Below are 14219 nucleotides of genomic sequence, written 5' to 3' on the forward strand. Positions count from 1 at the left end.
CACACACTCCTGCCCGCACCAACCAAAGGGCCCGCTGCCATGCTCAATTTCATCCTCAAACGTCTGGGGCTTGCCGTTCTGGTGGCCTTCACCGTCTCTTTCATAAGCTTCAGCCTGCTGTTCATGGCCGGCGATCCCGCCGTTGCCCTTGCCGGTGAAACCGCCAGCGGCGAAGATATCGAGGCCCTGCGCAAGCTTTACGGCTTTGACCGCCCGATGCTGGTGCAATACGGCGAATGGTTGTGGTCCGCCCTGCGCGGCGATTTCGGCGAAAGCTATTATTTCCGCCTGCCGGTGGCCTCGCTGATCGCCGAACGCCTCAGCGTGACCATGACCCTCGGCCTCTGCGGCATCACCTTTGCCCTGGTGACCGCCGTACCGCTTGGCGTGGCCGCCGCGATCCGCCCCAATTCGATCATCGACCGGGTGGCGCTGTTCCTGTCGGTTGCGGGGCAAGCGATGCCAAGCTTCTGGTTCGGTCTGATCCTGATTGTTCTCTTCGCGATCAAGCTCGGTTGGCTGCCGCCCTCGGGTGCCTCGACCCCGGCGCATTTCATCATGCCGACCATCGTGCTTGGCTATTACGCCATGCCCGCGATCATGCGCCTGACACGGGCGGGCATGCTTGATGTGCTCTCGTCCGATTATATCCGCACCGCCCGTGCCAAGGGCGCGCCCGAAATGCGCGTTCTCTTCCGCCATGCCCTGCGCAACGCGATCATCCCGGTGGTCTCGCTGGCGGCGGTGCAGATGGGCTTTATGCTCGGCGGCTCGATCGTGGTTGAATCGATCTTCGCCCTGCACGGCGCCGGTTACCTCGCCTGGGAAAGCATCGCGCGCAACGATTTGCCCACGGTTCAGGCTCTGATCCTCGTCTTTTCGATGTTCTACATCGTCTTCACCTTTCTCGCCGATGTGCTGAACGCCTGGCTTGACCCCCGCATGCGGAGCAGCTGAGATGACCATGACCGATACCCCCGATCCCCTCCTCAAGGATATCATCGGCCCGACCCCCTCGCAGATGCTGCGCAAACGCGTCTTTGGCCATCAGGGCCTGCTGATCGGCGCCTCTGTGGTGGGCCTTCTGCTGCTGGTCGCAATCTTCGCGCCGCTGCTCGCCCCGCATGACCCTTATGCCCAGAGCCTGATGACCCGCATGCAACCCCCCGTCTTTCTTGGCGGCGATTGGAACCACCCGCTTGGCACCGACCACCTTGGGCGCGACTACCTTTCGCGGCTGATCTATGGCGCGCGCGTTTCCCTGATGATCGGCGTGATTGCCGCGCTTATCTCGGGCGTAATCGGCACCGCCATGGGTGTCGCGGCGGGCTATTTCGGCGGGCGCGTCGATATGGTGGTGACCTTCCTGATCAACGTCCGCCTTGCCATGCCGGTGGTGCTTGTCGCGCTCGCGGTGGTGGCCATCCTTGGCGGCTCGCTTCAGGTGGTGATCATGGTGCTTGGCCTGCTGCTCTGGGATCGTTTCGCCGTTGTCATGCGTGCCTCGACGCTTCAGGTCCGCGGCCGCGAATATGTCGCCGCTGCCCGCGCCATCGGCGCCTCGACCCCGCGGGTGATCCTGTCGGAAATCATGCCCAACATCGCCAATAACCTGATCGTCGTGGTCACCCTTGAAATGGCCCATGCCATCCTGCTTGAGGCGGCCCTGTCGTTTCTTGGCCTCGGGGTGCAACCCCCCACGCCAAGCTGGGGCCTGATGGTCTCGGAGGGCAAGAACATGATGCTGTTCGAGCCCTGGATGGTACTTATCCCCGGCGCGGTTCTGTTTGTGCTGGTGCTGGCGATTAACCTCATGGGTGATGGCCTTCGCGATGTCACCGCCCCCGAAAACCGGAGCTGAGCCATGGATAAACCTCTTCTGAGCGTCCGCAACCTGACGCTTGATATCCCCGTTGGCGGCGGCACGCTGCATGCGGTGCGCGGCATTGATTTCGACCTCAAGCGCGGTGAAACCCTCTGTATTGTCGGCGAGAGCGGCTCTGGCAAATCGCTGACTTCGCTGGCGCTGATGGGGCTTTTGGGCAAAACCATCAAACGCTCGGCCGATGAGATGGCCTTTGACGGCATCGACCTCACCCGCGCCAATGCCCGCACCATGCGGTCCTTGCGCGGTGCGCGCATGTCGATGATCTTTCAGGAGCCGATGACCTCGCTCAACCCTGCCTATACCATCGGCGATCAGCTTACCGAGGCTCTGTTGCTGCACAAATCGGTCGGAAAAGACGCCGCGCGTGCCCGCGCCATCGAGCTTTTGGAAAAGGTCGGCATCACCGCCGCCGCCAGCCGGCTGTCGCAATACCCGCACCAGCTTTCGGGTGGTCTGCGCCAGCGGGTGATGATCGCCATGGCCCTGATGTGCGAGCCGGAACTGATCATCGCAGATGAGCCCACAACCGCGCTTGACGTCACTATTCAGGCCCAGATCCTGCGCCTGCTCTATGATCTTGGTCGCGAGATGAACATGGCGATGATCCTGATCACCCATGACCTTGGCGTTGTGGCGCGCGTCGCCGACAAGGTCGCGGTGATGTATGCGGGCGAGTTGGTCGAAACCGGCTCCGCGACCGAGGTGTTCAACACGCCCTCGCATCCCTACACCCGTGGGCTTTTGCGCTGTATCCCCCTGCCCGGCAAGACCGAACGCGGAAGCACCCTTGGCACAATTCCCGGCATCGTGCCCTCGCTGATCGGCGATGTAGCGGGCTGTGCCTTTCGCACCCGTTGCCCGCATGCCGTGCCCGCCTGTCGCGGCGAAATCCCGCGCCATGCAACTGAGGGGCACGTGTTTCGCTGTGTCCATGCAGACGGCAAACGCCACGCAGAGGAGGCCACCGCATGACCACCACAGCCCCCGTTCTTGAACTGCGCGGCGTCACCAAGACCTACCGCGTGAAACAGGGCCTGTTCGGCACGCCGCGCCCGCTGACGGCGGTCAACGATGTGTCGCTTACGGTGCCGCGCGGCGAGGTGCTTGGCCTTGTCGGTGAATCCGGCTGCGGCAAATCCACCCTCGCCAAGATCCTTCTCGGGCTGGAAAACCCGACAAGCGGTCAGGTTCTGGTCGATGGGCAGGAAATCGGCGCACAGGATCGCATGACCCTCGCCCGCCGGATTCAGCCGATTTTTCAAGACCCCTATTCGTCTCTAAACCCGCGCAAAAGCATCTTTGACATCGTCTCGCTGCCGCTCCGGGTGCATGGCATCGGCGACGCCGCCAGCTGGGATAAAGAGGTGCGCAAGATCCTCGATATCGTCGGCCTTCCGGCGCGCGTGATGAACACCTTCCCAAGCCAGATGTCGGGCGGTCAGCGCCAGCGTGTCGCCATCGCCCGCGCCCTGATCATGAAGCCCGAAATCGTGATCTGCGACGAGCCCACCTCGGCGCTCGATGTCTCTGTTCAAAGCCAGATTCTCAACCTTCTGGGCGATCTGCGCCGCGAATTCGGCCTGACCTACCTGTTCATCAGCCACGATCTCGCGGTGGTCGAACATCTCGCGACCCGCGTCGCGGTGATGTATCTTGGCCGCATCGTCGAAGAGGCCGAGGTTGGCGGATTGTTCGACCACGCCCGCCACCCCTATACGCAGGCGCTGCTGAAATCGGTCCTCACGCCGGAACCGGGCCTTGGCGTGCCCGATACGCAACTTGGCATGGCCTATCCCAACCCGATTGATCCGCCTTCGGGCTGTCATTTCCATCCGCGCTGCCCCAGGGCCACCGATTTCTGCAAGAAAGAGGCGCCCCGCGCGCTTCCCACCCCTTTGGGCCACGTCGAATGCCACCTGCATGATCCACAAAGCCCGATGTTCATCGGTAAGGAGGGCTAGAAATGTCCGAAAATCTGTCGCGCAGCATGCTCACCCGCAAAACCGTGATCGAAACCGAACACGGCGTCGTCGCCGCCCAGCATCGCCTCGCCGCTCAGGCCGGGGCCGATGTTCTGGCCGCAGGCGGCGATGCGGTCGACGCCGCCATCGCGACCTCCTTCGCCATCGGCGTGCTGGAGCCGTGGATGAGCGGCCCGGCCGGCGGTGGCGCACTCATGCTCTGGCGCGCCGATACCGGCACCGCTCAGGCGCTCAATTACGGCATGCGCTCCCCGGCCTCGCTTGATCCGGCCAATTATCCGCTGTCGGGCAAGGGCATCGCCGGTGATCTCTTTCCATGGGAACAGGTGGTCGATGATCGCAATGTTCAAGGCGCAACCGCCGTTGCCGTGCCCGGCCTTGTCGATGGCATGGGCCAGATGCACGGCCGCTTTGGCCGCCTGCCCTGGGCCGACCTCCTTGCGCCCGCCATTGCCTTTGCCAAACAGGGGCTGCTGGTCGATTGGTACGCCGCCCTTATCATCGCCTCGACCACCCGCGCGCTCGCGCAAGACCCCGACGCGGCGGCGCTTTTCCTTGAGGATGGCCAATGGCCCACGATCAGCGGCTGGACCGCTTTGGCCGAAAAACGGCTGGATCAGAGCCGCATGGCCGACAGCCTTGACCAGATCGCCCGCCACGGTGCGCGCACCTTCTATGATGGCGACCTTGGCGTCGCCATGGCCAATGACATTCAGGCCAAAGGCGGATGCCTTAGCACCAGCGACCTCAACGCCTACCGCGCCAGGATGGGTGACCCGCTTAGCTTTGACTATCGCAAAACCCGCTTTCACGTGCCCCCCGGCCTGACCGCCGGGCCGACCTTTCAACAGGCCCTCGCCCTGATGGAAAGCCGGGACATGCACACCAAACCAGAGGCCTTTGCCGCCTATGCCGTTGGCCTCAAATCCGCCTATGCCGCCCGCCTTGGCGCCATGGGCGACACCGGCGAGACCGAAAAGGCCCCCGGCTGCACCACGCATTTCTCGGTGGTTGATCGTAAGGGCAATATGGTGTCGCAAACCCAGACCCTGCTGTCGATCTTCGGCTCGCGCGTCGTCTCGCCCTCGACCGGGCTCTTGATGAACAACGGCATCATGTGGTTCGACCCGGTTCAGGGCCGCCCAAACTCGCTTGGCCCCGACAAGGCCTGCCTGATGAACGTCTGCCCGATCCTTGGCGAAACCGGCGAGACCCGCTTTGCCTTCGGCGCCTCGGGCGGGCGTAAAATAGTCTCTGCCATGGCCCAAATGGCCTCTTTCGTCGCCGATTTCGGCATGGATATCTCCGACACCTTCCATCACGCCCGCATTGATGTTTCGGGCGGCGATACCATCGTGGCCGACGAAACCCTGCCCCCCCAGGTGATCGCGCGCCTACGCGCCGAACACCCCGTCCACACCACAAGACGCAGCCCCTTTCCCTATGCCTTCGCCTGCCCCGCCGGCGTGATGCGCAATGGCAAGGTTAATTCCGGCTGTACCGAGATCATGTCGCCCTGGGGCGATGCCATTTCCGAACCAACCGACAGGTAATCCAATGACGCGCGACACCGCAATCGACACTATTTCGGCCTATTTCGACGATAATCGCTTCCAGACAGAGCTTGCCGATCTGGTCAGCTATGAGACCGAAAGCCAAAATCCCGACCAGGCCCCCGAACTTACCCGTTATCTCGAACAGGCCATGCTGCCGCGCCTCACCGCCATGGGCTTTACCTGCAAGACCTATCCAAACCCGGTTGCCAATGCCGGCCCTTTCCTGATTGCCGAACGCCACGAGGGCGATGACCTGCCGACCGTGCTAAGCTATGGCCATGGCGACGTGATCCGTGCCCAGACCGATCAATGGCGCGACGGGCTTCACCCCTTCCAGATCGTGGAAGAGGGCGACCGCCTCTATGGTCGCGGCACCGCTGACAACAAGGGCCAGCACCTGATCAATATCGCCGCCCTCGATGCGGTTTTGCAAACCCGTGGTGCGCTTGGCTTCAACTGTCGGATCATTATCGAAACCGGCGAAGAAACCGGCTCGCCGGGCTTGGCGGAGTTCTTCACCGCTCACAAGGATGATCTCAGCGCCGATGTCCTGATCGCCTCTGACGGCCCCCGCCTTCAGCCGGAAACCCCGACCATGTTCATGGGCTCTCGCGGCGGGGTTACCTTTGACCTCATCGTCGATCTTCGCAATGGCGCGCATCACTCGGGCAACTGGGGCGGGCTTCTGGCCGATCCGGCGATGATCCTGGCTCAGGCCCTCTCGACCATCACCGATGCCCGTGGCCAGATCAAGATCGCCGAATGGCGCCCCGATAGCCTGACCGACGATGTGCGCGCCGCCCTGCGTGGCCTACCGATCGAGGGCGGCGATGGCCCCGCAATCAACCCCGATTGGGGCGAGGAATCCCTCACCCCGGTCGAGCGCGCCTATGGCTGGAACAGCTTTGCGATCCTCGCGATGAAAAGCGGCGTTCCCGACGCCCCGGTCAATGCGATTTCCGCCCATGCCCGCGCCACCTGTCAGCTGCGCTATGTGGTCGGCACCACGCCCGAAGATATCCTGCCTGCCCTGCGCCGCCATCTTGACGCGCATGGCTTTGACAGCGTTCGGATCGAACCCCATGATCGCGGCTTTTTCCGCGCCACACGGCTTGATCCCGGTCACCCTTGGGTCAAATTCGTCGCCCGCTCGCTTGAACAGACCTCGGGACAGGCACCGCATATCCTGCCAAACCTTGCCGGCTCTTTGCCCAATGATTGCTTTAGCGATATTCTAGGCCTGCCTACGGTCTGGGTGCCGCATTCCTATCGCGGCTGCTCGCAACACGCCCCCGATGAGCATGTTCTCAAACCGGTCTGCCGCGATGCACTTCGATTGATGGTGGGGCTGTTCTGGGACATCGGCACAGGCGATACGCCGCGCGCCTAGGCGGGTGCGGGTCTTTTTGTGCCCCCCCGCGCCCATTCGCTCAATTGGCACTCCTCGGGCCGCTCAGACGATCTCGATAGATCCGGGATATTGCGCCACCTTTTTATCGGCGGTGACAAGGGTCATCCCCTCTGTCGCCGCCTGCGCGATCAGCATGCGGTCAAACGGGTCGCCATGGATCGCCGGTAACGTCGCCAGCGCCAGACAATGCCGCCCGTCAATCGGCAGCTCCTCATATCCGTTGGCCAAGAGCCCGGCGCGCATCTGCCCGGCATCGGCACGAAAGTCCGGCCGACCGAGCGCGCGTTTCGCGGTGATTTCCCAAAGGCTGACCACGCTGAACCAAAGCCTGTTCTGCGCATCCTTGATCATCCGGTCGGCCTTGCGTGACATCAATTCGTCATTTGCCGCCGCCCAGAGCAGCAGATGGGTGTCCAGCAAAAGGTTCACCGTTGCGCCCCCGGATCAGTCTCTGTTTCACCTTCGAACAGGGTTTTTGTCTCACCTGCGGCCATTTCATCGAAATCCGCCGGAATATCGACCTGCCCTTTCAGAAAACCGGTCCGTTGCGGTGATACAGCCTCTATCATCGTGACCTGAACCAGCGGCTTTCCCGCCTTGGCAATCACAAAGGGCTGGCCTTGCAGGGCTTGCTCGACAAGCTTTGACAGATGGGTTTTGGCCTCGTGCATATTGACGGTTTTCATCGCGATCGCTCCGGACTTAGTTCACCAAACTTAGTCGAGGTGTCCATCAATCTCAAGCCCAGTCGGACCAAGCGGGTTTCGCATGCGAAACCCCCCTGCCCTATTCCTTCACCTCTTCCAGCAAATAGCGGATATGGTCGATCACCTTGTCGATCATCTCGCTATTCACCGCCGCGCCCCGAAACTGAATCGCATAGCCTTCCGGTCGCTCAATCCGCTCAATCGAAACCCCATTCGCCAGTGAAATCTGCTCGCCTTTCCTGACCTTGCTGGCCACCTTGGGCCGCCCGCCCCGGCTTGGGTCCGGACCAACCCCTTCGGCCTGCTCTACCAGAGGAACCAAAACCGCCCATTCCGCCTCGGGGGTTTCAATCACATGGTCCTCCAGAACCCGGCGAATATCCTGCGCCAAACCCGCCCTGAGCGCCGCCGCCAGTCGCAGGCATTGACGCTCATTGAGGTGGGTTGCAAAGTTCAGCATGTCGCCCAGCTCTTCATGCACCAAAGCAAACGACCGGATCTTGGATCGTTTGGCTTTTGAGGCCGATCCAAACAGCCTCTGAACGGCCTCGTCCATCGAGGGGAACACCCCGTCATAAACCGCCATGGCAGCCGCCCTGCCCCGCTCATATTGGCTCAGGCCGGTTCGGATTTCGTTCTCTTCGACCATAGCAACAACCGAATCGGCGATACTGTCCGGCTGTCGGACAAATGCCGCGATCGTCAGGTGCTTTTCACCCCCCGACATGGCATTCAACCGGCGAATCGCGGCAAGGCGGCGGAACCCGGAGATCAGGGCATATTTCCCGGCGACCTCTGGATTTGCGGGTTCGAAAACCTCGATCGGAAGCCGCAAGCCATGCGCCGCAATCGAGGTGCAAAGCTCGACCATATCCTCTTCATCAAGATGAATCCGGTCGCGCGTGAGGGCATCGGCGGTGATCTCGTGGATGGGAATTTCGCGGGCGACAAGGCCCTTTTCCAGAGCTTCACGCAATTGCCGCGCCTCGGATTTATCGCGTGCGGCATCTGCCCGCTCGGACGCGGGCAAGGGATCAGAGCGCATGGCAGCGTCGGCGACGACGTCGGCGATGGGGGGGCGGAGGCCGGGCCCGGAGGGGGTTTCGCGTGCGAAACCGTCTTCGATTTCCTTAAGGGCTTCGGCGCTTGGCACCTCAAGCTGTCTGCGTTTTGCCATGACCGGCCTCCTTGTTTGCAAGTTGTTCATCACGCCACCAGGCGCCAATCAGCATTTCCTTGAACTCGGCGTAGGTGCGATCAAAGGTTTCGCGCCCTCGGGTATAGGTCTCTCTGTTAAAGTCGCGGTAATCGGCTTCATAGATGCCCGACACCGTCTCACCCGCCTGCCCGACCATGGCGGTATAATCCTGCCGGTAGGCATTGGTCATATCGCCGAAATAGGCCTGGATGACATTGGCAAGATCGGTCTGCTGGCTGGCGTCGAACCGGGTGATGAGGGCGCGCACCACATCCCATTCAAACTTCATCTCGGGCAGACCGGCGCGACGGCGGGCTGTATTCTCGCCGTCCTCGATCGAGGCGAAGGTCGAATAGAGCATATCAAAAAACCGGCCTGTCGAATCGAATTCGAGGAACGAGGCCCCAAGCGGTACAAGAATGATATCGGCTGCCGCAAGCGCGTTGATCGTGAGATAGCCGAGGGCAGGCGGGGTATCGAGGATGATCACGTCATAATCGTCAAGTGCGCCGCCCTCCGAGAGCGCCGAAGTCAAGGCATCCCAAAGCGGCCAGTTGCGCAGCCCCATGCGCCAGACCGGGATCTGAAATTCGGCCCAGTAGAGATTGAGCTGTGCGCCGATCAGATCAATATTGGGCCAATGGGTTTTCTGAACCACGTCGCCAAAGGACACCCCCAAGGCCTCGGTCAGGGTTTCATCGAGCGGCAGGACAGGGTCACCAGCCGCCTCGCGCACCCGGTTTTCGGTCTCAAGGTGGGTCGCGTAGTCGCGGGCCAGAAGCGGGAAAACGGTGCGCCATTCATCGGGCACATCGCCACCAAGGATCGAGGTCATCGAGCCCTGGCTGTCAAGGTCGATCACCAGAACCTTGTAGCCATCAAGCGCCGCACTCATCGCGAGGTGCGCCGCAGTCGAGGTCTTGCCGACACCGCCCTTAAAATTGGCAACGGCGGTGATCTTGGCCGGCTGGCCCTTGGGGCGATAGGGGCGGTATTCCTTGGCGCTGCTGCCTTCCTCGGCGAAGTGGTCGCGCAGGATCAGGATTTCTTCAAGGCTGAACCAGCGGGAATTGCCCTGACCTTCGCCTTGCGGCAATTCAGGGTGCTTGTTCAAAACCCGGCGAAGATGGGCCGGGGCGACGGGGATAAGATAGCGGCATACCTCCCATGTTGAAAACTTGCGCAGGCGCTTACGGCCATCCGGGGCGTAGCCACGCTTGGCCAGATCATCGCGCCCACGTCCCGCAAATGCCGCGGCACGCGCGAATCGGGCGGTGTCGACGACGGGGCCAAGCTTGCTTGCAGCGGTCTCTGGGTTGAGATTGAAATAGGGGGGCAGGGGGGTCTCTGATTTCTTGTCCATGTATGGCTCGCCTCGCTAAGATCACCGTTTTTAGGTGCTATTGCACAAATCATCGCACATCGGGACGGGATTGTGAATCACTAAGAAGAGGCCGATACCAGATAGGCAAACACGCAGGTTTCGCTGCGAAACTCGTATAATTCAGTATATCAGAAAGAAAAACACGACGCTAAAGATTGTAATTCTTTAGGACTCTATAGAATCTTTAAGCTATATTTGTCATTTAATATCAGTTGTGTATATGTATTTGGGTGCCAAGCTACGGGACCATAGGCACCCATATGCAGGATCAAAGGTGCCCGACCACGGTAGGAGGGGTGGCGATTCGCGGGGGCAGGGGGACCGGAGCACGGGACCGAGTCTATTTCGGCCTAAATCCGTCATCTGAGCCGAACATATCCACCGGGTTATCCCCAAAACCTCACCGAAAACCCCCATAAGGACCCGTTTGCAGGATCACCACCCCCCGTAAACGGGTGCCTATAGAATGATTGAGCATGGGTGCCTTTTGGGCCATACTAAAGGGTGAGAGCAGAAGCCGACAGGAAAAAATCCTGCGGCGAAAAGGGCAGGGCGATGCAGCAGGAAGAAATCCAGCATGACAGGCTGACCGGGGCGTTAAGGCGCCAGTCGGTGAAAAAGAATGTCGCCGCGATCCATGTATCGGGCAAGTTGACCTTGTTGCAACGCAAGCTGTCGAATGTGCTGTTGCTCAATGCCTATGATGCGCTGATCACCAAACCCAAGCATCAGATTGATGCGCAGACGCTCTGTTTGATGGTGGGGTATAATTCCAACGATATGGCGACGCTCAAGCAATCCTTGCGTTCGCTGGCCGAAACCACCGCCGAATGGGACATGCTTGATGAAGAGGGCCGCCAGGAATGGGGGGTCAGTTCGCTTTTGTCCTATGCCAAGCTGAAAAGCGGGGTGTGCGAATACGCCTATTCCCCGGCGCTTGCCGAAAAGCTTCATGATCCCAAGGTTTTTGCGCTGATCAATCTCAATATCCAGCGACGGTTTACCAGCGGTCACGCGCTGGCGCTTTATGAGAATTGTTATCGGTTTGTGCGCACCGGCAGCACCGGCTGGTGGCCGATTGATCTTTTCCGCCGGTTGATGGGGGTCGATGGCAGCGCCTATTACGAAAGTTTCAAGCATCTCAATGCCAAGGTGATCAAGCCGGCGGTCAGCGAGGTCAACAAGACCTCGAACATCCTTGTCGAGCCGGAATTGCGCAAGATGGGCCGGCAGGTGAGCGAGATCCGGTTTCGGATCAAGGAAAACCCGCAGCTTGCGATGATGAATATTGACGATGGCGAGGGGGTGCGACAGGGCAGGGTCTATGCCCGGCTGATCGAGGTCGGGGTAAGTGACCGGCTTGCGCGGCAATGGATCGCCGAGCATGGCGAAGATTATGTGAGCCAGAAGCTTGAGTATCTCAAGGGGCGCGCCGGGGTCGAACATCCGGTGCGCTATCTGTCGGCGGCGCTGCGCGATGATTACCGCGCCGAGAAGCCCCCCGCGCCCCGACCCGAGGTTGTCGAGGCCGAGCGGGCGCGGCGCGCGGTTCAGAGCAAGGCCGAGTTGGAGGCCGAGGCGCGCGGCGCCGCTGTGGCCCAAGGACGGCGGATCAGGGCGGCGCAGATGGCGCGGGTCAGGGAATTGACCAGCGCGCGCAGCCCGACGCAGCGCGATGCCGACCGGCGGCTGTTCCTCGCCGGGGTCGAAGATGAGGTAAAGCGCGCCGAATTTGCCCGCCTTGGTTGGTCGGCGGCGCTTTGTGTCGGTGAGATGGTCGCGTTCTGGGAGGATATGGTGCCGGGGGCGTTTGACGATCTTGGGGAGTGAGGCCTTTTGTAATGTGCAAAACTGCGATATTTTGCGCATATGAATGAGGACTGCGACGACGATCTATGGTTTTTGCCCGGCCCGCCGGAAGAAGAGGCGTCGCATGCGCCTTTGCCAAGAGTGGATGCGTCAGAGGGCGATCAGGTTGTGCCCTGGGAGAGGGCGCAGGCGGCCCTGGCCATGCCGTTGGCGCGGGTTGCGGCGCGCCTTGGGGCGCTGGACGATCGGTTGTTGCGTGCGCCCAAGGGGTGGCGGCACCGGTTGGCGCTGAGCGCGGCGGCGGAGTTAAGCTGGTTTGCCGGAGAGAGGGTGACGCCCGAGCGATTGGCGCTTTGGCTGGCGATGCGCCTTGCGGGTGCGCAGGAGGATGCGCAGGCGTTGGCGCGGGTCGGCTGGGCGATGCGGAGGCTGTCGGGCGGGCCGGGGCCAGAGCAGGGGTTACAGGCCTTTCTGGGGCGTCACGAGCCGGGGCAGGGGGCAGAGCCGCTTGGCGAGCGGATTGAAGGCTGGCAGAGCGTGATGGCGCAGGCGGGTGGGTTGCATCCGCTGGTGCGCGCGGCGTTCGGGTTTTACCTTTGGCCGATGGCGGGGCTTGGGCATCGGGGGGACCGGCTTGAGGCGGCGGTGACGGCGGCGCGGCTGGCGGCGGGTGAATGCCGGGGCGGGGTGATTTTCGTGCCGCTTTCGCTAACCGGTGCGGGGCGCGGATCGCAAGACCCCGAGGCGCGGTTGGGCGCGTGGATCGAGGGGATGCAGAGCGCCATTCTCAAGGCGAGGCGTCAGCTTGATCAATTGGAACGCTGGAAGAGCGAGGCGCGCGACCGGACGGCCAAACTCTCGGGGCGCACGCCGGGGCAATTGCTTGCTGTGCTGGCGGAATGGCCGCTTGTGTCGGCGCCGATGGCGGAACACCTCACTGGGGCCAGCCGCGCGGCGGTGCAACGCAACCTGACATGGCTAATGGATCACGGGTTGATCCGAGAGGTCACGGGGCAGGGGCGTTTCAGGTTCTGGAGCATCGAAAAAGTTTGATTTGTCCGTTGAAAGACGGGGCTTGCGAGCACTGAGCCCCAGTCATAAAGGGCTATTTTCTGTGGTATTGTTCTTCAGACAGGCTTGAAAGTATTGTGATGCCACGACCTTTGCGACGGCCACCCTCTGATTGTCAGCAGTCAACATACACGCAAGTACGTTTTCAGCTGGTGCTCGATCCAATGACGAAAAACTATTGCCCAGGATTTCCTTTAACGGATTGTGGCGGTAGTGCTTTATCACGTCGGAATCAGCGCGAAGTTCACCAGAAAGAATCTGTATTTTCGTTCTGTTTGCGAGAAAGCTATAGATGACGGCGCGCTCTATGTCGCCGACGCCGCGGTAAGCGGCAAAAAGCTGCGCGCTGGCGAAATCTATCACGTAAAAAGAATTGCCCGCTGCATATTGGCCATACAGATTCCAGTCCTTTAGACCTGCCACCAAGTAGGCAAAAGGGGCTTTTTCAGCCATATCCAGGAAATAGTCTTTTAGAAAGACTGACAAACTATCTCCGCGCTTAGAGATCAAAAACCGCGATACGTCATCGCAGCCTTTGGAATTCTTTGGCACCTCGCCCGCGAGCAGAGCGCTATAGGCTTCGCAGGTGTCGTATTCAGCAGGCCGTGTTGCACAGGTCAACTGCAACTCAGAACGCGCCTTGCCTGAGACGGACTTCAGGCGGTGCGTTCGAAATGCGGGCGGCCAAGTCCGGTCATCCGGTTCAGAACTCGGACGCCAATCTTGGCTTCTGTTTTCTGATTTTCGATGGTGCGCGCCTTTAGCTTGGGCCCGATGACGGTCTTCCAGCGACCCATCTGGGTTTCGCCGCGGCTCCGCTGATTGCAGCCCGATGACTTCTGCCAGGCCATTCGTCCGTGCGCGCAAATGTCGGCAATATGGCGATCACGAATGCTCGGACTTTGGGCCGGATTGGGGCTCAGGATCGCGTTTTTCGGAGGTGGGATCGCAACCTCAATCATCGATCCGAACCGAGCGGCAAGCAAATCAGATGTTGGTTCTCCATCATAAACTCCGTCTGCCAGAAAGAGAGCAACCGGGCCGTCGACTTGATCCAAGAGATCTGGCAGCGCTGTCGGATCGCCAACATCATCGGTTGTTAGATCGGAGCAGACGATCTCGCCACTGACAAGATCGAGGCCGAGGTGCAGCTTGCGCCAAGAGCGCCGTTTGCGTTTGGTTTTATGCTTTTTCTCAAGCCATTCGCCCTCAC

At 61.0% G+C, this 14219-nt stretch carries 14 protein-coding genes; 8 read left to right on the top strand and 6 right to left on the bottom strand.

Annotated features, from left to right (window positions below; all coding sequences use genetic code 11):
• Positions 1–39: 39 nt before the first annotated feature.
• Genes BMZ91_RS07240 through BMZ91_RS07265 form a run of 6 tightly spaced genes read left to right on the top strand, consistent with a single transcriptional unit; the run spans position 40 to position 6816 of the window.
• The gene (locus BMZ91_RS07240) at positions 40–957 is read left to right on the top strand and encodes an ABC transporter permease (protein ID WP_092836251.1); all 918 of its coding nucleotides are present in this window, start codon (positions 40–42) and stop codon (positions 955–957) included.
• Between the two features lie 7 nt (positions 958–964).
• Complete coding sequence (locus tag BMZ91_RS07245; protein WP_092836362.1) at positions 965–1861, top strand: ABC transporter permease; 897 nt, start codon at positions 965–967, stop codon at positions 1859–1861.
• A 3-nt stretch (positions 1862–1864) separates the two neighbouring features.
• Positions 1865–2860, top strand: coding sequence for an ABC transporter ATP-binding protein (locus BMZ91_RS07250; RefSeq protein ID WP_092836253.1), 996 nt, complete (start codon positions 1865–1867; stop codon positions 2858–2860).
• A complete protein-coding gene (locus BMZ91_RS07255) occupies positions 2857–3849 on the top strand; it encodes an ABC transporter ATP-binding protein (RefSeq protein ID WP_092836255.1) in 993 nt (330 codons plus the stop codon). The genes BMZ91_RS07250 and BMZ91_RS07255 overlap by 4 nt, the downstream gene beginning before the upstream one ends.
• A gap of 2 nt (positions 3850–3851) precedes the next feature.
• The gene (locus BMZ91_RS07260) at positions 3852–5423 is read left to right on the top strand and encodes a gamma-glutamyltransferase (protein WP_092836257.1); all 1572 of its coding nucleotides are present in this window, start codon (positions 3852–3854) and stop codon (positions 5421–5423) included.
• Between the two features lie 4 nt (positions 5424–5427).
• A complete protein-coding gene (locus tag BMZ91_RS07265; protein WP_092836259.1) occupies positions 5428–6816 on the top strand; it encodes a M20 family metallopeptidase in 1389 nt (462 codons plus the stop codon).
• 63 nt (positions 6817–6879) lie between these two features.
• Here BMZ91_RS07265 and BMZ91_RS07270 read toward each other — a convergent pair whose 3' ends face one another.
• The 4 genes from BMZ91_RS07270 to BMZ91_RS07285 all read right to left on the bottom strand — a co-directional run bounded on the left by BMZ91_RS07270 (position 6880) and on the right by BMZ91_RS07285 (position 10105).
• A complete protein-coding gene (locus tag BMZ91_RS07270) occupies positions 6880–7266 on the bottom strand; it encodes a type II toxin-antitoxin system VapC family toxin (RefSeq protein ID WP_092836261.1) in 387 nt (128 codons plus the stop codon).
• Complete coding sequence (locus BMZ91_RS07275) at positions 7263–7523, bottom strand: type II toxin-antitoxin system Phd/YefM family antitoxin (protein ID WP_092836263.1); 261 nt, start codon at positions 7521–7523, stop codon at positions 7263–7265. The genes BMZ91_RS07270 and BMZ91_RS07275 overlap by 4 nt, the downstream gene beginning before the upstream one ends.
• Positions 7524–7623: 100 nt before the next feature.
• Positions 7624–8721, bottom strand: coding sequence for a ParB/RepB/Spo0J family partition protein (locus tag BMZ91_RS07280; protein ID WP_092836265.1), 1098 nt, complete (start codon positions 8719–8721; stop codon positions 7624–7626).
• Positions 8699–10105: an AAA family ATPase gene (locus tag BMZ91_RS07285; RefSeq protein ID WP_092836267.1), complete on the bottom strand. Its 1407-nt coding sequence runs from the start codon at positions 10103–10105 to the stop codon at positions 8699–8701. The genes BMZ91_RS07280 and BMZ91_RS07285 overlap by 23 nt, the downstream gene beginning before the upstream one ends.
• A 576-nt stretch (positions 10106–10681) precedes the next feature.
• Between BMZ91_RS07285 and BMZ91_RS07290 the strand changes: the two genes are divergently transcribed.
• A complete protein-coding gene (locus tag BMZ91_RS07290; protein WP_092836269.1) occupies positions 10682–11956 on the top strand; it encodes a RepB family plasmid replication initiator protein in 1275 nt (424 codons plus the stop codon).
• Positions 11957–11995: 39 nt separating this feature from the next.
• Positions 11996–12988, top strand: a complete 993-nt coding sequence (locus BMZ91_RS07295) for a helix-turn-helix domain-containing protein (protein ID WP_092836271.1) — start codon at positions 11996–11998, stop codon at positions 12986–12988.
• 42 nt (positions 12989–13030) lie between these two features.
• Here the strand turns inward: BMZ91_RS07295 and BMZ91_RS07300 are convergent, their stop codons facing one another.
• Together BMZ91_RS07300 and BMZ91_RS07305 are read right to left on the bottom strand one after the other, a co-directional pair.
• The gene (locus BMZ91_RS07300; protein ID WP_143076312.1) at positions 13031–13633 is read right to left on the bottom strand and encodes a hypothetical protein; all 603 of its coding nucleotides are present in this window, start codon (positions 13631–13633) and stop codon (positions 13031–13033) included.
• Between the two features lie 29 nt (positions 13634–13662).
• Positions 13663–14219 (bottom strand): transposase (locus BMZ91_RS07305; protein ID WP_143076313.1); only part of this gene is annotated, 557 nt, incomplete at its 5' end.

This window comes from Roseovarius lutimaris, from assembly GCF_900115165.1.
Classification (GTDB): Bacteria; Pseudomonadota; Alphaproteobacteria; order Rhodobacterales; family Rhodobacteraceae; genus Roseovarius; species Roseovarius lutimaris.